Genomic DNA, 21,410 nt, shown 5'->3' with positions numbered 1-21,410 from the left:
AAGGGCGTGCCACGGGCGCCCGTGGAGCCCTACCCTCGACAGGGTGGGGCTCTTGGAGCGCGGGCCCGAGCTCGCGCGGCTCCGGCAGGCGCTGCACGACAGCGCCCGCTCGGGGCGGGTGGTCGCCGTCACCGGCGAGGCGGGAGCGGGCAAGACGAGCCTGCTCCGCGCGCTCACCGCTGCCCCGCTGGAGCCGGCACACACCAGGGTCGTACGCGGACTGTGCGACCCCCTCGCGACGCCGCGCCCGCTCGGCCCGGTCCGTGACGTGCTCACCGACCTCGGTTCCGCCGACGTCCCGGCCGCGCCCGCCCGCGGGGAGATCGAGGCCCACGTCACCTCGGTCGTCGGCAACGCGCCCTCGGTCGTCCTCATCGAGGACGCGCAGTGGATCGACAACGCGTCGGTCGACGTGCTGCGCCACCTCGTGCGCCGGATCGACGCGCTGCCCGTGCTGCTCGTGCTCACCTACCGCGACGGCGAGCTCGGCGCCGACCATCCGCTCAGGCCCCTGCTCGGTGACCTCGCCCGGCTCGAGAACGCCGAGACCCTCGCCCTCGCCTGCCTCAGCCGCGAGGCGGTCGCCACCCTGGTCGCCGGCACCGACCTCGACCCCGACGACGTGCACCGCCTCACGGGCGGGAACGCCTTCTACGTCAGCGAGGTCGCGCGCCACGCGGGGGAGGGGCTGCCCGCCTCGGTGCGTGACGCGGTGCTCGCGAGCACGAGCACCCTGGACGGCGACGACCTCGAGACCATGCAGCTCGTCGCCACCGCGCCCGACGCCGTCGAGGACCGGCTGCTGCCCGTGCTCGGGGTCGACGTGCCGCGGCTGCGCCGGCTCGAGTCGACCGGGCTGCTCGCCCGCACCCGCCGCGGCGTCGGCTACCGCCACGAGCTCGCGCGGCTGGCGGTCCGCTCGGCCATCCCGCTCGGGGTCGAAGTCGAGCTCCACCGTCGCCTCATCGACGCGCTCGAGCAGGTCGGCTCGACCGACCACGCCGTGCTCACCCACCACGCCGAGGCCGCTCACGACCGACAACGCACGAGCAGGTATGCCGCCCTGGCCGCCGAGGAGGCGGCGCGCACCGGGTCGCACACGGAGGCCGTCGCGTTCCTCACCCTCGCCCTCGAGCGCAGCGACGCCGGCCCGGCCGAGCGGGCGCGGCTGCTCGAGCTGCTCGGCGACGAGCAGTACATGGTGAGTCGGCTGCCGGAGGCCATCGCGACGCTGACGACGGCGACCCGGCTGTGGGAGCAGGTCGGCGACCCCGGCGGGCTGGCGGCCGCTCACGCGAGACGCGGCCTCATCGAGTACTACTCCGCGCGGCGGCGGGAGGCCGAGCTGCACGTGAGCCTCGCCACCGAGCGGGAGGACGCCCCGGCGTACGGCTCGGCGTGCGCCACCCAGGCCTACCTCGCCTACCGGCGCCACGACGACGAGGGCGCCGCCGCCAGCGGTCTCGCCGCCCGCGCGACGGCCGAGCGCACGGGCGACACGGCCGTGGGCCTGCGCTGCGACATCATCGAGGACGCCGCCGCCCTGCTGCGCGGGACGATCGCGGCCCGGGGTCGCCTGCTCCTGCACGCGGCCGTCGCGCTCGAGCGGTCCTACGACGAGATCGGCACGACGGCCTACAGCAACCTCTCCGCCATCGACATCGAGCACCGCCGGTTCCGTGACGCCGATGAGGTGCTCGCGCGGTCGATCCCGATCACCGTCGACCGCGACATCCCCGTGTGCAACCAGTGGCAGACCGCGATGCGATCGCGGCTGCACTTCCAACGAGCCCGGTGGGCCGCGGCCCTCGAGGACGCCGACCACATCATCGACGGACGGGGCATGCCGCTCTCAGCGATGTGGCCGCATCTCGTGCACGCCCTGGTCGCCCTGCGCACCGGTGACGGGGTCGACGCCGTGGCCGCGCACCTCGACGCCGCGTGGGCGCTCTCGCAGCGCCTGGACGAGCCGCTCGCCCACCTGCCCGTCCTGTCGGCCGTCGCCGAGAAGGTCTGGCTCACGGACGAACCCGATGCGCGGCTCGACGCGGCCGGTCCGACCCTGGCCCGGGTCGCGCACCTGCCCGGGGTGCAGTGGGCAGTCGGCGACCTCCTCGTCTGGCTGGCACGTCTGGGCGCTGCCGGGGTGCCGGGCGGCGAGCACTCAGCGGTGGCAGAGCCGTTCGCCCTCGAGCGGGCCGGCGACCACGCCGGAGCGGCGGCCGCGTGGCACGCGCTCGGCGCTCCCTACGAGCGTGCCCTCGCACTCGTCCACGGCGCAGACGAGACCGCGGCGAGCCGCGCCGTCGACGATCTCGAGGGGCTCGGCGCCGCCGCCACGGCCGTCCGGTGCCGCCGGTCCCTGGCCGACCGCGGGATGCGGGCCACGTCGGGCCGTCGGCGGGCGAGCACGCGCACGAACCCGTCGGGGCTGACCAACCGGCAGCTCGACGTCGCGCGGCTCGTCGCCCGGGGCCTGACGAACGCCGAGCTCGCCGACCACCTCTACATCTCGCCCAAGACCGCCGACCACCACGTGTCGGCCATCCTCACCAAGCTCGGCCTCAGCACCCGCCGCGACGTCGTGCGACGGGCCGTGGAGCTCGGCCTCGACTGATCAGGCACGGTCACCGGGTCACCGCAGCCAGACCATCGCGTGTGCAGCAGGAGGGGTCCTGACCCCACCTGCTGCACACAATGGCGCGACGCCTACCGGGCCGGCGGCATCACCTGAGCAGCGCCGCGATGCCGACCGCGCCGAAGGACACGATGAGCGCCACGACGGTGATGCCGGCCACCCAGAGGGCGCCGCGCTGCTCACCGTTCATGCGCTCCTTCCAGCCCAGCTCCTTGGCCACGCCGCGCACGAGGTCGCGACCCTCGCCGGCGCGGAAGGAGTAGTCGACGACCTTGCCCACCTTGCCCGTGTCGGCGTCGACGCCGAACTCGATGCGCCGCGAGTAGCTCATCACGCGACCGCAGCTGAACTTCTTGCGCGCTGTCAGGCGGACGCCGCCGTCACCTGCGGCCGCGCCGTAGGTGACTTGGTTGTCGACGTCGGTGATGCCGTAGCGTCCGTCGTCCTCGAGGTGGACCTCGTGCGTGAAGACGCGCTTCAGACGGTGGGCGGCGGTCAGGGTGAGCCAGCGCTTGCTGGCCACGTCGACGGTCAGGTCGAAGCCGTACGGCTGCTCCGTGACGGCATACGGCGTGCCCTCGGTGGCGCGACGGACACCGTCGATGAACTCCTGCTTGCTCGTCATGGGCTCCCCTGTGGTCGAACGGGTCCCGAGGCCAGCCCTCGGGACCCGCCTCAGGCTAGCCCTCGAGTCCGGCCTCGAGGGCGGCGATGATGCGCGGGCGCATCTCGTGCGCCCCGATGACGGCGTCGACGGAACCGACGGAGACGGCGCGGTGGATGCTGTGCACCGCGTCGAACTCCGACGCGACCTGGCTCAGCTTCTCGGCGCGCACCGACGTTCGCAGGTCGGCGAGCTCCGTCGCCAGGCGGGCGCGCTCGACACCCGACGCCGCCGCGACCTGCGCCTCCAGCTCGGTGATGCGCGGGTCGGAGGCGGTGCGGGCGTCGACGTCGCGCGAGAACACGACGGCCGCCGCCGGCGCCCCGCCGAGCACCGACGCGAAGGAGCCCTCGACGGCGAGCACGGTCATGCGCGGGTTGAGCGTCTTGGAGAAGACCACGAACGCGCCGCCGTGGTAGCGCGAGACGACGGTGAAGACGATCGGTCCGTCGAAGTTGACGATGGCCCGCCCGATCTCGGCGCCGTACTCGAGCTGCAGGGCCCGCATCGACTCCGGTGACCCGTCGAAGCCCGACAGGTTGGCCAGCACGACGACGGGCCGGTTGCCGCTCGCGGCGTTGATGGCCCGGGCGACCTTCTTCGACGAGCGCGGGAAGAGCGTGCCCGCCGTGTAGGTGTCGGGGCCGTCGGTGGGCGGGAACCCGCGCCGTGCCACGGACTTGCTCTCGATGCCGATGAGCGTCACCGGGATGCCCGCGAGGTGGGCGTCCTGCACGACGGCGGTCTCGGCGTCGGCCATGCCGGCCCAGCGCTCGAGCGTCTCGTGGTCCTGGTCGGAGACGGCGCGCATCAGCGTGCGGATGTCGAACGGCTTCTTGCGGTCGGGGTTGGTGAGCGAGCTGAAGATCTCGCCGACCGTCTTGAAGTCCGACCCCGGCGCGTCGTGCGGGTAGAGCGTCACGTCGCGGTGGGTCGGGTCGCTCGTCGGCACGCGCCGCGGACCCGACTCGCCCGGGGCGACGTACGCGTGGTCGTAGTGCGCCATGAGGATGTCGCGGGCGCCGGCGAGGTCCTTGGCCCAGTACTGCGCCTGGCCGTTGGGGCCCATGACGCGGTCGTAGCCACCGATGCCGAAGTTGTCCTCGGCGCTGACGCCGCCCGAGAAGTCGAGCGACTGCTTGCCGGTGAGCACCATGGCGCTGTCCGGCGTCATGACGAGGATGCCCTTGGTGTGCATGAGCATCGTCGCCTCGGCGTTCCAGTAGGGCTGGGCGCCGACGTTGATGCCGGCGACGACGATGTTGATCTCGCCGCCCGCCTGCGTGAACTCGATGATCCGCTTGAGGGCGCGAGCCACCCAGTCCATGTTCTCGGTGCCGGAGTCCATCGAGATGCGGGCGCCCGCCGACAGGGAGTACCACTCGAGCGGCACGCGCATCTGCTCGGCGAGGTCGATCGCCGCGATGACCCGAGCGCACTCGGCCTCGGCGACCGAGCCGAGCGACCGCAGCGGGTCGCCCGACAGCACGACGCGGGTCACGCCCTCGGGGTGGCGCACGGTGGGCGACGTGACGACGGCGACGATGATGCCGGCCTTGTTGAGGCCCTGCGGGCGGTCGACCGGCACGAGCGCGCCGGTGTCGTCGAGGTCGTGCTCGACGACGGTGCCGCCGTCACCGGCGATCATCGACTGCAGCTCGTACGGGTAGACGAGCCCGCGGCGGCGGGCCCGGACGACCTTCGACGCGTAGTCGTCGAGGGGCTTGAGCGGCTCGGTGGGCGGGGCGCCGACGGAGGCGACGACACCCGAACCCGGCTGGTAGTAGAAGCGACCCGCGATGGCGAGCGGCGCGGCGTCGGGCGTGCCGGCGACCGTCGCCTGCACGAGCACCTCCTCGATGCCGGCCCCGGCGGTGACGGGGGCGATCTTGCTGCGCAGCGCCGTCAGCTGTCCCAGGTCGGCCTCGATGGTCGGCCAGATCTGCACCCACACGTGGTTCATGTCGAGCTTCGAGGCTCGTTGGCCGCGCGAGGCGCGGACCCGTCGGATCGCCTCGAGGCAGTTCGCGATCGCGCGCTCGACGTGCGGCAGGCCGGAGACCTGCCCGGCCTCGTCGCGCACGACGACGACCTGGCGCACCTGGGCGAGGGCGACGAGACGCGTGTCGTCGGGGTTGTCCTTGGCCACGCACTCGTAGAGCAGCACGTCCTCGGGGGCATCGAGGCGCGTCACGTCGAACGCCGAGAGCCGCCACAGGTTGAGGCGTCGACCGACCATCGGGTGCACGCCGCGGACGAGGCGGTCCTCGACGAGGGCGCCGTCGACCGGCCGGAACGTGAAGTAGTCGACGTGGCGGTCGGTGCCACCGCTGACGCACACCGCGACGCGGCGGGTGTCGTGCGCGAAGGGCAGCTCCTGGAGCAGCGCCGCGAGACGGTCGCTCGCCTCGTCGGGCGACTGCGGCTCGTCGGCCCAGCGCAGGTAGAGGTCGACGACCGACTGGCTGCCCTCGGTGCGGGCCCACACGTCGGCCGAGACGGCCGCGTCGAGGGCGCTGCCGGGCACGAGCTCGTCGACGGAGCCGATGCTCGTCGTGAGGTGCGTCGGCCGGTCGTCGAGGGTGTAGTCGGCCGTGGCGAAGGGCCGGCCGCCCTCGGTGAAGGTGCGCAGCGCGTGCAGCTCGTGCTCGCGGTAGTGGCGCTTGATGAGCACCTCGAGCATCGGCTCGTGGCGCTGCAGACCCGTGTCGCTGTCGACCGACTCGTGCAGCCGCTCGGCGAGGAAGCGCACGATCTGCTCGGGGATTGCGGCGAGCTCGTCGACGCGGGCGGTGCGATCGGGCGCCTCGGGGTCGGCGGCGAGCGCGGCCACCTTGTCGCGGACTCCCGAGAGCACGCCCGCACGGTCCTCGTCGACGAGGGGCTGGTCGAACCAGCGGAACCGCACGCTGCGGGCGAGGTCGCCGATGACGGGGAAGCGCAGCTGGGTCGCGACGACGAGGCGGTCGAGCGCGTCGCGGGCGGCGACGTCGAGCGGCGCCGCCGGGATGGGCTCGGCCAGCCACCGCTGGAGGATCGACGTCGCGAGCTGCACCTCGGGGGCCGAGCGCTGCTGCGCGAGGAAGATGCGGAAGACCGCCTCCTCGAGGTCGGGCGTGCGCTCGAAGTCGGTGACGCCGTAGTGGCGCAGCACGCGGGCGAGCTTGTCCTGGAAGTCGGCCGAGAGCCCGGCGCGGTCGACGTCGAGGCTCTGCAGGTAGGAGTGGAAGTGCTCGCGGGGGCTGTGCACGAGCAGCTCGGTGTGGCGCTCCTCGGCCGCCGGGCGGTTGCGGCTCAGCTCGGCGAAGTCGGTGATGAGCTCGAGGATCGCGATCTCCTCGGCGAGCGGCACGGCGCCTTCCGAGGCGACGGTGTCGCGGGCGTCGAGGTAGCCCGAGAGCATCCGCGCGTCGCCGCTCGGGTCGCCGTCGAAGCCGAGGACGCTGGCGGAGAGGTCCTCGATGCCGCGGACCACCCGCTCGCGGGCGGTCGCGGTGTGGGCGCTCGAGTCGGGCAGGTCGAGGTCGACGGCTGCGTCGTCGGCAGCCGCGTCGGCGACCTCGGCCTCGTCGCCGGTGGGCTCGAGGCGCACGAGCGGCGCGCCCGTCTCGACCTGGCTGCCCACCGCGACGAGCAGCTCGCGCACCCTCGCGGGGAACGGCGCCGGCAGCACCGTCTCCATCTTCATCGACTCGAGCACGAGCACGGGCGCGCCCGCGGCGACCTCGGCGCCGACCTGGACGGGGGTGGCGACGACGAGCGCGGGCGCGGGGGAGCGCACGACACCGCCTTCGTCGCGGCTGACGCGGTGGGTGACGCCGTCGACCTCGATGAGGTGGACGGGGCCGTGGGTGGCGGTGACGAGGCGGTGGGAGCGCCCCTCGACGACGATGCGGCCGGCATACTCGTCGATGCGGTCGATGGTCGCGTCGACGACGTGCGGCTCGGCGCCGTTGGTGATGCTGACGCGGTAGCGGTGGCCGGCCGTGCGCAGAACCATGACCTTGTAGGCCGTGCCGCGCAGCTTGAGGTCGATGGCGCGGCCGACGGCGTGCTGGACCTGCGGGCGGCCGCCGCGCGCCGACTCGAGCAGGCGGGCCCGCTCGATGGCCTCGGCGTCCTCGTAGGCCTCGATGCCGGCGGCGACGAGCGCGATGCCGGAGTGGCGGTGCGAGACGAGGCGGCCCTCGGCCCGCACGCGGTCGATCCAGCCGGTGTCGGCCGAGCCGTCGATGATCTCGGGCTGGTCGAGCAGGTCGAGGATGAAGCTCTTGTTCGTCGAGCCGCCGTCGATGACGACCGTCGTCTCAGCCATGGCGCGGCGCAGGCGGGCCAGCGCCTCGTCGCGGTCGCGACCGTAGGCGATGATCTTGGCGATCATCGAGTCGAAGTCGGCGGGGATCGAGTCGCCCTCGCCCACACCGGTGTCGACGCGGATGCCGGGGCCGGCGGGGAACTGGAGCAGGCTGATGCGGCCCGGGCTGGGCGCGAAGTCGCGGTCGGGGTCCTCGGCGTTGAGCCGGGCCTCGACGGCGTGACCGCGCTCGGTGGGACGTCCCTGCGGGAGCTCGTCGAGCCGGCCGCCGTTCGCGACGTGGATCTGCAGCTTGACGAGGTCGGTGTCGGTGACGGCCTCGGTGATCGGGTGCTCGACCTGGAGGCGGGTGTTGACCTCGAGGAAGGCGAAGAACTTCTCGCCCGGGTGGTAGAGGAACTCGACCGTGCCGGCGCCGGCGTAGCCCACGGCGATCGCGAGCCGCTCGGCGCTGTCCTTGACCTCCTGAGCCTGATCGGCGCTGAGCACCGGCGAGGCGGACTCCTCGATGACCTTCTGGTTGCGGCGCTGCACGGAGCAGTCGCGCACGCCGACGGCCCACGCGGTGCCCTGCCCGTCGGCGATGACCTGCACCTCGATGTGGCGGGCGCCGGTGACGAGCTTCTCGAGGAAGACGACGCCCGAGCCGAAGGCGCGCTCGGCCTCGTCGCGGGTGCGCTCGTACGCGTCGGTGAGGTCGGCGTCGGAGTCGACGCGGCGGATGCCGCGGCCACCACCGCCGGCGGTCGCCTTGAGCATGAGGGGGTAGCCGATGCGCGCGGCCGCGGCCTTCGCCTCGTCGAGGGTGTCGACGCCGCCGCGGCTCCACGGCGCGACGGGCACGCCGACCTCCTCGGCGATGAGCTTGCTGCCGATCTTGTCGCCGAGCTTGGTCATCGCCTCGGCGCTCGGCCCGATGAAGGTGACGCCGATGCGGTCGCACAGCTCGGCGAAGGCCGGGTGCTCGGCGACGAAGCCCCAGCCGACCCACGCCGCGTCGGCGCCGGTCTCGCGCAGGGCACGCTCGAGGACGGCGTAGTCGAGGTAGGGCCGCGCCGAGGCCGGCCCGAGGTCGTACGCGTGGTCGCTCTCGCGCACGAACATGGCCCGCCGCTCGCCCTCGGTGTGCAAGGCGATCGTCTCGATGCGGTGACCGCCGGGGCCGGCGCCCGCGTTGAGGTCACGCACGGCGTGGATGAGGCGCATGGCAGCCTCACCGCGGTTGACGATCGCGATCCGCGAGATCATCGAGCAGGTCTCCTTCGTCGTGCTTGCGCCCGGCAGGGCGCGTGGCGCTCGTCACGCCACACCCGCAGCCTTCCACTCATCCATGGCGACCCGCGAGTAGACATCGCCTCGACATCACGCAGGATTGCCGTCACGCCTCGTGGAACCGTCTCTCCACGGCTCGCATCTGCCAGACTGCGCCGGCCGGACGGGCGGCGACAGGAACGGGTCCGACGGCCCGACGACAGGGGACCGACATGCTCAGACGCTCCATCGCCGCAGTGCTCCTCGGTGGCATCGCCCTCGCCGGGTGCACCTCGTCCGACGCCTCGTCGTCCGGGGCTGCGGCGCCCGACCGCGCGGACCAGCTCTGGAAGCAGCGCACCGACTTCGTCGGCGACAACTCCCGTGTCATCTGGCTGACGCGGGCGGCCGGCTTCGGCCCCGACGGCTCCTACACGATCTCGCTGCAGACCGCCAGGAAGCCGTACGGCCTCACCATCACCTTCGACGAGGACCTGCCCAAGCCGGTCGACAGCATCGACTTCACGTCGCCGTCGACGCTGCTGCTCGGGACCATCGGCAACCTCGGCACGGTGCACGTCGAGGCTCCCGGCCGGTCGTTCGACCTCACGTCCGCGCAGGCGAGCACGCAGCTCGGCTACGACGTGAAGAGGCTCGGCCGCGACCACGAGCAGCTGACGGCCTACGTGGACGCGCTCGACGACTGAGGCCGGTGGGGACTGACACCGGCGGCCGATAGCGTTCTCGCTCGTGACCACGATCGACGACGTCAGGCAGGCCGTCCGCACCGCGTCCGAGGTGTCGCTCGACGTCGTCCTCGGCCCGATGAAGTCCGGCAAGAGCCTCGCGCTCGTCTCGCTGCTCTCGCCCCTGCAGTTCACGCGCGTGCGTCACCGCGTCTACCAGTCCGAGCGGCACGTCCGTGACGCCGGCGTCACCTCCCGCAGCGGTGGCAGCCTCACCACGACCAAGGTCACGAGCCTGCACGAGGCTCTCGACGAGCAGCTCGACGTCGTCGCCGTCGACGAGGTGCACATGTTCGACCTCGACGACGTCGCGGTCGTCGACCGGCTGCTGCGCCGCGGCACCCGTGTCGTCGTCGCGGGCATCGACCTCGACCACCGGGGCGAGCTCTTCGCGCCGGTGCGGGCACTGCTCGAGCTCGGGCCCGACACCGTGACCTACCGCCGTGCAGTGTGCGACCAGTGTCGCGACTTCAGCGCCACGCACACCCAGGTGCTCCGCTCCGGCGAGCCGTTCCTCGACCACCTCGGCGGCTCCGAGGCCCTGCCCGACGACGGCACCTTCACCTACGAGGCGCGCTGCCGCTCGTGCTTCGTGCGACCAGCGACGACCTGACCCGCCCTCTCGGGCGCGCCGGGGTCCTCACGCCGGACCCTCGCTCGCCGAGGTCGAGGCCGTCGCCGCGCTCAGGCCCTGACGTGGACGAGCGGCTCGCCGGCGGTGCCGTTGACCAGCAGTGCCGCCCGCTCCCACGGGCGGTCGGCGGCGAGGAAGGGCTCCTCCGACGCGGCGTACTCGTCCCAGAACGCCTCGGCCTCGGCGGGCGTCCGGCCGAGCTCGACGTCGCGTCGTAGCCCGCGCTCGCGTGCGAGGTCACGGTCCGACTGCACCCACACGATGGCGTCCGCGTGGTCGGCGATGGACGCACGGCCCGCGCCGACCCCCTCGAGGACGAGCACGCGTACGTCGTCGGGCACGCGCACCTGCCCGTCACGGTCCCTGGCGACCCAGCCGGGCGGCCGGTAGGAGACCTCCTCGCCGCGGCGCCAGGGCCCGATGACGTGCTCGATCGCGAGGTCGTCCCACGCCGTCAGGTCGTGGTGCCAGGCGAGGTCGTCGGCGTGGACGACGGCGCCGCCGAGCAGGTGGGCCGCCCGCTCGGCGAAGGTCGTCTTGCCGCCGCCGGATCGTCCGTCGACGAGCAGCACCGGCCGGTCGCTCGTCAACAGGTCGCTCAGGGTCGCGGTGAGGGTCGCGTCGTCCACGGGCTGCCACGACGCGACCTCGGGCTCCTCCGGGTGCAGGTGCATGCCCGCGAGTATGCCGTCAGGGAGCCGGGTCGGGCTCGTGCGTCGTGACGATGTCGTGGGCGGCCGCCCAAGCGGTGATGTCGCGCCTCTCGATCGCCGTGGCCATGAGGTCGGGGAAGCGGTCGGGCGTGCACGCGAAGGCCGGCACCCCGACCGCCGCCAGCGCCGCTGCGTGGTTCGCGTCGAAGCTCGGCCGCCCGGAGTCGCTGAGCGCGAGGAGGGCGACCATCGTGGCTCCCGAGGCGACGATGGAGGACGCGCGACGCACCATCTCCTCGGCGATGCCGCCCTCGTAGAGGTCGCTGATGAGCACGAGGATCGTGTCGGCCGGCTGCTCGATGAGTCCCTCGCAGTAGGCGAGTGCCCGGTTGATGTCGGTGCCGCCGCCGAGCTGGACGCCGAAGAGCACGTCGACGGGGTCGTCGAGCTCGTCGGTGAGGTCGACGACGGCCGTGTCGAAGACGACGAGCTTGGTGTCGACCGACCGCAGCGACGCGAGCACGGCGCCGAAGACGCTGGAGTAGACGACCGACTCGGCCATCGAGCCGGACTGGTCGATGCAGAGGATGATCCGCCGCTCGACGCGGTGCGCGCGCCGGGCGTAGCCGACGAGGCGTTCGGGCACGACCGTGCGGTGCTCGGGCTGGTAGTGCTTGAGGTTGGCCGCGACCGTGCGGTTCCAGTCGATGTCGGAGTGCCGCGGCCGGCGAGTGCGCGCGGCCCGGTTGAGCGCGCCGGTGACGGCCTGCACCGTCTCGGCCCGCAGGCGTTCCTCGAGCTCGTCGGTGACGACGCGCACGACCGCCCGGGCCGTGGCGCGGGAGCGCTCCGGGATGACGCGGTTCAGGCCGACGAGCGTCGAGACGAGGTTGATGTCGGGCTGCACCGCCTCCATGAGCTCGGGCTCGAGGAGCAGCTGGGTCAGGCCGAGCCGATCCATCGCGTCGGCCTGCATGACCTGCACGACCGACGACGGGAAGTAGCCGCGGATGTCGCCGAGCCAGCGCGCCACCTTGGGCGCGGACGCGCCGAGCCCGCTGCGGCGCTCGCCGTCGTAGAGCTCGCGCAGCGCCTCGTCGCGCTTGAGGTCGTCGGCGTCGAGGCTCGCCGCCTCGCCGATGCCGTCGGACTGCTCGCCGCCGAGCACGAGCCGCCAGCGGGTCAGCCGGTCGCGTTCCTCGCTCACGAGGCCACCTCCAGTCCGAGCAGGCGGGCGACGGCCGCGATGGCGGGGGCCGCGCGGTCGAGGTCGACGTCGGTCGACGACACCGAGGAGGTACGCGTGCCGCTGGCCAGGTCGCGCAGGTGTCCTCCGATGAGGCGGCGTTCGGCGGGCTGGTAGCGCGAGAAGGTACGACGCACGAGGGGCAGCAGGTCCTCGAACGACTCCTCGGACGCCGCGACGAGCCACTCGTCGATGATCTGGAGCAGGTCGTCGCCGTGGACGAGGAGCAGCGCCTCGCCGGTGAGGAAGCCGTCGAGCCAGGACGCGGCGACGGGCGCGGGTGTGCCGGGCGACAGGCGCCGGCTCAGCCGGGCGGCAGCCTCGGCGTGCTCGAGCAGCCCGCCGTCGAGCAGCAGGCGGTTGACCCGGCCGGACACGGCCCCGTGGATCACCTCGTCGCGACCGACGGCGAGCAGGGCCTCGTGCCACGGGTCGCGCAGGTCGTCGCGGTCGACGAGGGCGATGCCGCGGTGCGCCGCCTCGACGGCCTTGCGCATGCGGTCGGCGCTGTCGTCGTCGAGGCTCGCGCAGGCGGCCCGCAGGCCGATCGACGCGCGCACGACGACGGTCTGGAGCACGTGCGTCACGTCGGCGACGTCGACGCCGCGGACGTCGCCGTAGCGGCACGTGCGGGCCAGCGGCTCGACGGTCTCGAGGAGGGCCTGGGTGTCGTGCTGGCGCGCCGTGCGGTCGGCGAGGGCGGCGACGACGGCGCGCAGACCGTCGGGCAGGTCGGCGAGGAGGCACTGCTCGATGAGGCTGCCGAGCACGCCCAGGTCGGAGGCCTGCCCGGCCTCCTCGGCGACCTTCGACTCGGCGGCGCTGCGAACGGTCGTTCCGTGCAGGCTCGCCTCGATGACGGCGACGGCGAGCTCGGGGGTCCACTCGAGCTCCCACGCCTCCTTGAAGGTGCCCGTCGACCGGCCGGCGTCGACCTGGGCGCCCCAGTGGACGTCGAGGACGGCGAGCCGGTGGAGCAGCACCGAGCGCGCCAGCTGCGACTCGCGGCGGAGGTCGAGCTGGACGACCGCCGACGTCGCGGAGACCTTGAGCCGCAACGACTTCTGCAGCTTGGCGAGGTCGCTCGCGAGCGGCACCATCGGCGTCGACTCGGGCACCCGGCCGAGCTCCTCGCCGATGACGAGCGTGCGGTCGATGAGCCGCAGCGGCAGGTCGGCGCCCTCGGTGAGCACGGCGCGGGCGGCGTCGGTGAGCTCGCTCAGCCCGACGGACGGCCGACCCCGCACGGCGGCCAGCGCGCCCGCGAGCCTGGTCGCCTCGACGACGGATGCCGTGGACGCGTCGAGGTTCTCGCCGCGCAGGGCCCGCGCGACGCGGACAAACCACGACGGCACGACCTCGTCGTCGGGAGTGACGAAGAGGTGCTGGTACCACCCCGGCGAGCGGACGCCGGCACCGTAGCCACTGGCGTACGCGAGCCGGCCGGAGCTCCACGGCGCCCACGTCGCGGCGACCTTGACCTTCGGCAGCTTGCTGAGCAGCGCGTTGTCGCGGCCGACCGGCGGGAACGCCGCGGGGTCGAGGGCAGGCGCGTGGTAGGCGCCGCAGACGAACGCGACCCGCTCGCGGCCGGCCTTGATCTCAGACCGGATCACCTTGCGCATGAACGCTTCTCGTCGGTCGTCGTCGTCGACGTCGAGGTCACCGCGCACGCCCTGCATCGCCTCGCGGAGGTGGGCGAAATGGGCGAGCGACGAGGTGCGCCGGTGCTCGATCGCGTCCTCCCACCAGCGCTCGGGGTCGTCGTAGCCGGCAGCCGTCGCGAGCGCCGTGATCGGGTCGGGTCGACTGCCGCGACGTCGCCGATGACGCCGCTCGCTCTCGTCGTCGTCCGAGCCGTCGTCCGAGCCGTCGGGGGTGCCGTCGGGGGTGCCGGCGAGGAAGTGGGTCGCCGGCAGGTCGGCGAACCGGACGTCCACCTCGTGCGCGAGCGCCCACTGGAGCGCCACCCACTCGGGCGAGAACACCGCGAACGGGTAGAAGGCGGCCTTCCTCGGCTCGTCGACGGCGTAGACGAGCCCGGCGACCGGGGGCACGAGGTCGGGGTCGGCGGCCAGCGGGATGAGGGCGTCGAGCTCGGGCGGCCCCTCGATGAGGACGAGGTCGGGCTGCAGCTCGTCGAGCGCCTGCTCCACCGAGCGCGCCGAGCCGGGTCCGTGGTGCCGGACGCCGAGCACCTCCACGCGGGTCATCTCAGCCGAGCTCGCGGCAGGCGCGGTAGAGGTCGGTCCACTCGGGGCGGTCCTTGACGACCGTCTCGAGGTACTCCTGCCAGACGATGCGGTCCTGGACCGGGTCCTTGACGACGGCGCCGACGAGCCCGGCCGCGACGTCGTCGGCGCGCACGACGCCGTCGCCGAAGTGCGCTGCGAGCGACAGCCCGTTGGTCATGACCGAGATCGCCTCGGCCGTGGACAGCGTGGCCGACGGCGACTTCACGGTGGTGCGCTGGTCGGCGGTGACGCCCGCGCGCAGCTCGCGGAAGACCGTCACGACCCGCTCGATCTCGGCGAGCGACTCGAGGCCGGCGGGCAGCTCGAGCGAGCGCCCGAGGGAGTCGACTCGGGTGCGCACGATCTCGACCTCCTGCTCGAGCGAGTCGGGCAGCGGCAGCACGAGGGTGTTGAAGCGGCGCTTGAGGGCCGAGGACAGGTCGTTGACGCCCTTGTCGCGGTTGTTGGCCGTGGCGATGACGTTGAAGCCCTGCTGCGCCTGCACCTGGGTGTCGAGCTCGGGGATGGGCAGCGTCTTCTCCGACAGGATCGTGATGAGGGCGTCCTGCACGTCCGCGGGGATGCGGGTGAGCTCCTCGATGCGCACGAGCGCGCCGGTCTCCATGGCCCGCATGACGGGGCTCGGCACGAGCGCGGCGCGGGTCGGGCCCTCGGCGAGCAGCCGGGCGTAGTTCCAGCCGTAGCGCAGCGACTCCTCCGGAGTGCCGGCCGTGCCCTGGACGACGAGCTTCGACGACCCGCTGACGGCGGCGGCGAGGTGCTCGCCGACCCACGTCTTCGCGGTGCCGGGCACGCCGAGCAGCAGCAGTGCCCGGTCGGTCGCCAGTGACGCGACCGCGACCTCCATGAGCCGGCGCGACCCGAGGTACTTCGGCGTGATCTCGGTGCCGTCGTCGAGGGTGCCACCGAGCAGGTAGGTCGTGACGGCCCATGGCGACAGCCGCCAGCGCGGCGGACGGGGGCGGTCGTCGGAGGCCGCGAGCGCAGCCAGCTCGGCGGCATACGCGTCCTCGGCGTGGGCCCTCAGGACGGTTGCGGACGTGGGGGATTCGCTCATCTGAAGGCCTCGGTGATCGATCGCTTGACGGAGTGGAACTGGAGCAGGTTGCGCAGGTTGGTCGACAGTGCCTGGTCGCCGCCGGCCTCGGCGACCCAGCGCTCGAGCGGGTCGAGCGAGACCGGGTGCAGTCCGGCGAGCAGGTGCGGCATCGTCGCGAGCACCATGGCCGAGCCGACCTTGGAGGCCCGCAGCCGCGAGAGCAGCGCCACGCTGAAGTCGGGTGACCACGGCGGGTCGACGGCCCCCACGACGGCGCCGAGCTCGTGCACCCGGTCGGTGGTGGCGTCGACGCGCTGCAGGGCCACGCGCTCTCGCGCCTCGCGCGGCAGGGCGGGCACGAGCGTCGCGTCCCAGCCGCGCTCGAGCAGCGCCGCCGCCCACACCGGGTCGCGTCGCGCCCGCACGGCCCGGCGTAGGCCGGCCAGCACGTCGGGCTGCTGCGCGTCGGTCAGTCGCTTGACCGTCGTCGCCGGATCGGCGCCGGTCAGCTCGGACCACACCTCGAGCGGGGCGCCGGCGCTCAGCTGCTCGAGCCACCACCCGCGAGCGGAGCGGCGCGGGGGCGGCTTGCCGAGCCCGTCGCGGACGGCGGCCGGATCGGGCTCGTCGGGCAGGGTGACGTCGACGCCGCGTCCGAGCATGCCGGTGCGGTGGACGAGAGGCCGAAGCCGCTCGGCCATGCGGGCGGCGCGCCGCGACCCCGGGAGGGCGTCGAGCAGCTCCGCGGCCACCTCGCGCACGGTTCCGGCGCGGTCGTCGAGGGCCGCCTCGAGCAGTGCCTCGTCGTCGGCGCCGAGACCCACCCGCAGCGCCTCGAGGTGCGAGCGCCGGTCGCGGGCGGAGTCGGTCGACCACGTCGACTCGACGAGTGCGCGGGCATCGGCGGCGTCGACGGCGCGTGCCGACGCGAGCACCGCGACCCGGTCGGTCGACGAGAGGCGTGCCCAGTCGTCGGCGGCAGGAACGGCTCCCGACACCCGCGACGCCGTGCGCGCCTCGGCCCCGGCGGTGGCCTCGGCCACCCATCCCCACTCCTCGCGCAGCGCCGCGAGCCAGCGTCCACGCTCGCCCAGGACCGCCGCCGCTGGTCGCCGCAGCTCACGTGACGCAGTCGCCATGCCGAGCAGCAGCGGCAGCACGACGGGCGGCACGCGGCAGCCGGCGTCGTCGGCCGCGCGCAGCCAGTGCACGAGCAGGCCCACGCGCTGCGCGGCCCCCGCCGGTGGCTGGGTCAGCACGAGCTCGAGCAGCTGCACGGCTCGCCGCGGCGCGACCGGACGGGTCTCGTCGGGCGCGGCCGCCGGCGGTGCTGCGTGGTCGAGCCGCCGGCCCGCCCGGAGCGCCGCCCCGCCGAGCGCGGCCGCCTCGAGCAGCGCCTCCTCGCGCGGGCCGGGCACCTCTCGGGGGCGCACCCCGGCGGGGCCCAGGTCGGGCAGGTCGGGCACGGCCCGGCGGGCGGTGCCGAGCAGCGCAGCGTTGCCGACCTCGCGCCACCACGTGTCGACGCCGGACATCGGGTCGGTCACAGCCCCATCACCTCGCCGTCGACGACGACGGTGAGCGGCCGCAGCCGCGCCTCCTCGAGCTCACCGAAGAGCCGGGTGGGCCGGCCTCCCGTCACCGCGAGCAGCGCCCACACGTCGGCGTCGTCGGCGAGGGCCACGCTGGCCCCCTCCGCGTCGACGACCCGGTCGAGCCCGACCCTGGCCTCGTCGAGGACCACCGGGCAGCGCCGCGCCCACGGGTTGAGCCCCCAGGCGGCCGCAGCCGCGGACCGCGCGTGCTCGAGGGACGCGCCGGACGGCATACGCCCCGGGGCGTCGGCGACGACGGGCTCGTCGACGAAGAGGGCACGGCGCACGGCCGCCCCCGGGTAGCGGGCGAGCGTCGCGTCGAGGCTCGACCCGACGATGCGGGCGACGGGCAGCACCTGCCCGCCGGCCGCGAAGTCGAGCACCTGCACGGTCTCGCCCGTCGCGTGCCCGCGCAGCCAGGTGCGCTGTTGCTGGAGCCGGCCGTCGTCGGTGCGGTGGGCGCCGAGCACGAGCCACCGGTCGGTGACCGCGTCGCCGCGCCGCACCGACTCGCTGCTCACCGACCACCCGAGGTAGGCGCGGAGGTCGCCGACCTGGTCGTCGCCGAGCGACTCGCGAGCCGCCCACGCCCGCGTGGCCGTCCACCACCGCCCGAGCGCCACGAGCAGCCGCTCGGCCCAGTCCGGTCGCCCGCTCACAGCCCCGCCGACCGCCCGCACGTCGTCGGCGAGCCCGGGCAGCTGCGCATCGACGAGCCGGGCGGCGGTGCCGTCCCACCACGCGTAGGACTGCTGGCGGGCCGACGCCGTGCCGCTGCGGGCGAGGTCGGTGAGCCAGCGGGCGAAGTCGTCCATGCCGCCGTCCATGAGCGCGAGACGCTCCTCGAGGCGCTTCGCCGCAGCAGCGGGGTCGGGCGTACGCGTGGGGTGGGCCGCGTCGCCGGCCGCCTTGGCGCCTGCCCGCGCCGACCGTTCGGCTGCCCACTCCTGCGCGAAGCCGGCCGCCTCCGCGGCGTCGGCCACGGCCCCCGAGCCGTCGACCCAGAGCAGCAGCAGCGCCAGGCCGTGCTTGCACGGGAACTTGCGGCTCGGGCACGAGCACCGGAAAGCGGGCCCGGTGAGGTCGACGCTCACCTGGTAGGGCGTCTTGCCCGAACCCTGGCACTTGCCCCAGACGAGCACGTCGGTCGACCCCGTGTCGGACCACGGACCCGGCCGCGCGAGCCTGCGGGCAGCCGCCAGCGACGAGGCGTCGGGGGCCAGGCCGGCCACCTGGGCTGCGGTCCAACGAGTCCATCGGGTCATGACTGGCACATCATGACCCACACCTCCCACAGCGCGGGGAGGTCGGGACGGACGCCGTTCCGACAGGCCGATATGTCCGTTTCGTGCCAGAGTGGCCGGGCCGGAGCCGACCGGCCCCGGCGGACACCGCGATCGCTCCCGACTCGGGGGAGGGCGGTCCGTCACAGGAGGCTCACCCATGCGCCAGCTCCGCACCCTCGTCGCCGCCGCTGCAGCCGTCGTCGCCCTGGCGACCGCCCTGCCTGCCGCCGCCCACGAGCCCTGGGACGACGGGAGCATCCCGCCACCTCCACCGGCCAGCGCGGCCGACGGCTTCAGCAGGGACATGCACCTGCTGAGCACCGACAAGCACACCGGTGGGGTCAACTCCGACCTCGCCTTCAAGGGGACCCTCGCCTTCGCCGGGCACTACGGCGGGTTCCGCGTCGTCGACCTCGCCGACCCGGGCTCGCCGGTCGAGCTCGCCGACGTGCACTGCAACGGGCCGCAGGGCGACGTCACGGTGCACGGCGACCTGCTCTTCCTGTCGGTCGACACCCCGCAGAGCACCGTCGGCTGCGAGGGCTCGCGCAACGTCACGGCGACGACGCCCGGCGCGTTCGAGGGCGTCCGGGTCTTCGACGTCAGCGACCCGGCCGACCCGGTGTTCCTCCAGGGCATCCGCACCGACTGCGGCTCGCACACCAACACGCTCGTGCCCGCCGACGGCGGCAAGGCGTACGTCTACGTCGCCTCCTACCCGCTGTCCGCCAGCGGCATCGGTCCGGACTGCCAGCCCCCGTTCGAGAAGATCTCGGTGATCGAGGTGGACGGCACCGACGCGGCTGCCGGCCGCTCCGCGCGCGTCGTGGCCGAGCCGACGGTCAAGGGTGTCGACTACTTCGGGGCCAAGCAGGGCGTCACGCCGTTCTTCGCCTGCCACGACATCACGGTGCTCGCGCCGAAGAAGCTCGCGGCGGCGGCCTGCCTGTCGCAGGGCCAGCTGTGGGACATCTCGAACCCGCTCCAGCCGGTCGTCACCGCGAACATCGACACCCCCGACGTCGACATCTGGCACTCGGCCGCGTTCACCCCGGACGGCAGGTACGTCACCTTCGGTGACGAGTACTTCGGCCCGGCGAAGGAGCCGTTCGGCGCGCTGTGGACGTACGCGGTCGCCGACCCGTCGCGGGCCCTCAGCCACCTCCGCATCCCCCGGGCCGAGCCGAGCACGTACCACAACTTCAACTACGTCCCGCTGGCCGACCGCTACGTGCTCGTGTCGTCGGCGTACGGCTCCGGCACGTCCGTCGTCGACCTGACGAACCCCTCTGCTCCCAAGGAGATCGGCTACTACGACATGCAGTCCAACCAGTGGTCGACCTACTGGTACAACGGGCTCATCGTGGCCAACGACATCTCGCGTGGCGTCGACACGCTCCGCTTCAGCAACAAGGCCGTGGCCGGGGCGAGGCAGCTGCCGATGCTCAACCCGCAGACGCAGACCTACCTGCTGGGCTGACCCGGCAAACCCGTGGCGTCCGCGTCGAGGCGTGCGGCCTCGGCGCGGGCGCCGCCACGTCCGACGGGAAGGCCGCGCCCTCCGGGCAGCACGACGAGCGCCCCGACGAGGGCCAGGGCCGCCAGCGCGGCGACGGCGCCGACGACGCCGACCCAGCCGAGTCCCGACCACGCGTAGCCCAGCACCCAACCCACGACGGCCGAGCCGCTGTAGTACGCGACGTTGTAGAGCGCCGTGGCCTGCGCGCGCCCGGTCGTCGCGCGAGCCCCGACCCAGGCCGAGGCCGTGGCGTGGGCGGCGAAGAAGCCTGCGGTGAGCACGAGAAGACCGCTGACGACGGCGACCAGCGCTCCCGCGAGCGTCAGCCCGGCGCCCGTCGCCATGGTGAGCGTCCCGGCCACGAGCACCCGCCGTCGCCCGAACCTCGGCACGAGACGGCCGGTCAGGCGCGAGCTGACGGTCCCGGCGGCATACGCGGCGAAGATCAGCGACCCGACCGTGGCGGGGAGGGCGAACTCGGGCCCCTCGAGCCGGAAGGCGAGGTAGTTGTAGATGGCGACGAACCCGCCCATGAGCAGGGCACCCTGCACGTACAGGGCGACGAGGGCCGGGTCGCGCAGGCTCACCCGTATGCCGTCGGCGACCGACCGCGCCGTCGCGCCGGACGGGCGGTAGCCGCGGGCCTTCGGCATAAGGCGCAGGAAGACGGCGGAGGCGACGGCGCAGACGACGGCCACGGTGAGCAGGGCGGGTCGCCAGCCCACGAGGCCGGCGAGCGGGCCGGCGACGAGGCGGCCGGCGGCGCCGCCGACCGTCGTGCCGGAGATGTAGGCAGCCGCGGCCGCCGCGGTGTGGCGGGCGTGCACCTCGTCGTGCAGGTAGGTGACGGCGAGCGCCGGCAGCCCGCCGAGCGCCATCCCCTCGACGAGACGGAGCGCCAGCAGCACCTCGATGTTCGGGGCGACCGCGACGAGCACCCCGAGGGCGGTCGAGGCGACGATCGCGACCTGCATGGCCCGGAGGCGGCCCACCCGGTCGGCGACCCACGACCACGGCAGCACGGCGACGGCGACGCCGAGCGTGGCGACCGACACCGAGAGCGCGGCATCGGCCGGGCTGACCCCGAGGCCGCGGGCGAGCGTCGGCAGCAGGCCCTGCGGGGAGTAGAGCTGCGCGAAGGTGGCGATGCCGGCCGCGCCGAGGCCGGCGAGGATGCGCCGGTACTCGCGGCTCTCGGGCAGGTGGCCGTCCCAGGACATGCGTTTCTCCTATGTCAAGCCGCTGCCGTGAGGCAAGGGGCTTGACGGTTGTGGTGGTCGGCGGTCAGGAGGTTGAAGACGGTTCGTGCGAGGCGTCGTTTGAGGCAGCGGAGGGCTTCGGTGCGCGACTTTCCCTCGGCCAGCTTCTTGTCGTAGTAGGCCCTGCCGAGGGAGCCGGTCAGGCGGATCTGGGTGATGGCGATGCGGTGCAGCGCGCAGTTGAGCTGACGGTTGCCGGATCGGGTCATCCGGACCCGGCCCCTGCTGTTTCCGGACCAGACGGGGATGGGCGCGACCCCGGAATGCCGCGCGAACTGCGCCTCACCGGTGAACCGGGTGATCCCGGCGG

General features: G+C 73.8%; 14 protein-coding genes. 4 read left to right on the top strand and 10 right to left on the bottom strand.

The window, feature by feature from the left end:
* Positions 1-43: 43 nt before the first annotated feature.
* On the top strand, positions 44-2,617 hold the full coding sequence (locus ACXR8F_RS04095) for an ATP-binding protein (RefSeq protein ID WP_458798852.1): 2,574 nt from the start codon (positions 44-46) through the stop codon (positions 2,615-2,617).
* A 109-nt stretch (positions 2,618-2,726) separates the two neighbouring features.
* Here the strand turns inward: ACXR8F_RS04095 and ACXR8F_RS04090 are convergent, their stop codons facing one another.
* Together ACXR8F_RS04090 and ACXR8F_RS04085 are read right to left on the bottom strand one after the other, a co-directional pair.
* Complete coding sequence (locus ACXR8F_RS04090) at positions 2,727-3,263, bottom strand: hypothetical protein (protein ID WP_458798851.1); 537 nt, start codon at positions 3,261-3,263, stop codon at positions 2,727-2,729.
* 55 nt (positions 3,264-3,318) lie between these two features.
* Positions 3,319-8,865 carry an ATP-binding protein gene (locus ACXR8F_RS04085; RefSeq protein ID WP_458798850.1) on the bottom strand — a complete coding sequence of 1,849 codons (5,547 nt, stop codon included), beginning with the start codon at positions 8,863-8,865 and terminating at the stop codon, positions 3,319-3,321.
* A gap of 236 nt (positions 8,866-9,101) precedes the next feature.
* Between ACXR8F_RS04085 and ACXR8F_RS04080 the strand changes: the two genes are divergently transcribed.
* Both ACXR8F_RS04080 and ACXR8F_RS04075 read left to right on the top strand, forming a co-directional pair.
* On the top strand, positions 9,102-9,575 hold the full coding sequence (locus tag ACXR8F_RS04080) for a DUF4825 domain-containing protein (RefSeq protein ID WP_458798849.1): 474 nt from the start codon (positions 9,102-9,104) through the stop codon (positions 9,573-9,575).
* A 43-nt stretch (positions 9,576-9,618) separates the two neighbouring features.
* The gene (locus ACXR8F_RS04075; protein ID WP_458798848.1) at positions 9,619-10,227 is read left to right on the top strand and encodes a thymidine kinase; all 609 of its coding nucleotides are present in this window, start codon (positions 9,619-9,621) and stop codon (positions 10,225-10,227) included.
* Between the two features lie 71 nt (positions 10,228-10,298).
* On the opposite strand, the gene ACXR8F_RS04070 is transcribed toward ACXR8F_RS04075, so the two are convergent.
* From ACXR8F_RS04070 to ACXR8F_RS04045, 6 genes are read right to left on the bottom strand one after another with little or no spacing between them, the layout of a single operon-like run.
* Positions 10,299-10,922, bottom strand: coding sequence for a uridine kinase family protein (locus ACXR8F_RS04070; RefSeq protein WP_458798847.1), 624 nt, complete (start codon positions 10,920-10,922; stop codon positions 10,299-10,301).
* A 16-nt stretch (positions 10,923-10,938) separates the two neighbouring features.
* Entirely contained in the window at positions 10,939-12,108 is a 1,170-nt protein-coding gene (locus ACXR8F_RS04065; protein ID WP_458798846.1) for a vWA domain-containing protein, read from the bottom strand.
* On the bottom strand, positions 12,105-14,360 hold the full coding sequence (locus ACXR8F_RS04060; protein WP_458798845.1) for a DUF5682 family protein: 2,256 nt from the start codon (positions 14,358-14,360) through the stop codon (positions 12,105-12,107). Before ACXR8F_RS04060 ends, ACXR8F_RS04065 begins: the two co-directional genes overlap by 4 nt.
* Position 14,361: 1 nt before the next feature.
* A complete protein-coding gene (locus ACXR8F_RS04055; protein WP_458798844.1) occupies positions 14,362-15,459 on the bottom strand; it encodes an ATP-binding protein in 1,098 nt (365 codons plus the stop codon).
* On the bottom strand, positions 15,456-16,988 hold the full coding sequence (locus ACXR8F_RS04050) for a DUF5691 domain-containing protein (protein ID WP_458798843.1): 1,533 nt from the start codon (positions 16,986-16,988) through the stop codon (positions 15,456-15,458). Before ACXR8F_RS04050 ends, ACXR8F_RS04055 begins: the two co-directional genes overlap by 4 nt.
* A complete protein-coding gene (locus ACXR8F_RS04045; protein ID WP_458798842.1) occupies positions 16,985-18,301 on the bottom strand; it encodes an SWIM zinc finger family protein in 1,317 nt (438 codons plus the stop codon). Before ACXR8F_RS04045 ends, ACXR8F_RS04050 begins: the two co-directional genes overlap by 4 nt.
* A 178-nt stretch (positions 18,302-18,479) precedes the next feature.
* Between ACXR8F_RS04045 and ACXR8F_RS04040 the strand changes: the two genes are divergently transcribed.
* Positions 18,480-19,802 carry an LVIVD repeat-containing protein gene (locus ACXR8F_RS04040; protein ID WP_458798841.1) on the top strand — a complete coding sequence of 441 codons (1,323 nt, stop codon included), beginning with the start codon at positions 18,480-18,482 and terminating at the stop codon, positions 19,800-19,802.
* On the opposite strand, the gene ACXR8F_RS04035 is transcribed toward ACXR8F_RS04040, so the two are convergent.
* Together ACXR8F_RS04035 and ACXR8F_RS04030 are read right to left on the bottom strand one after the other, a co-directional pair.
* Entirely contained in the window at positions 19,787-21,061 is a 1,275-nt protein-coding gene (locus ACXR8F_RS04035) for an MFS transporter (protein WP_458798840.1), read from the bottom strand. The two genes, ACXR8F_RS04040 and ACXR8F_RS04035, sit on opposite strands and share 16 nt — an antisense overlap.
* 14 nt (positions 21,062-21,075) lie before the next feature.
* Positions 21,076-21,410 (bottom strand): transposase (locus ACXR8F_RS04030; protein WP_458798839.1); only part of this gene is annotated, 335 nt, incomplete at its 5' end.

The sequence above is a fragment of the Terrabacter sp. AAH1 genome, assembly GCF_054456855.1.
The sequence above is the reverse complement of the archived record's forward strand: the minus strand, read 5'-3'. Positions and strand labels throughout refer to the sequence as shown.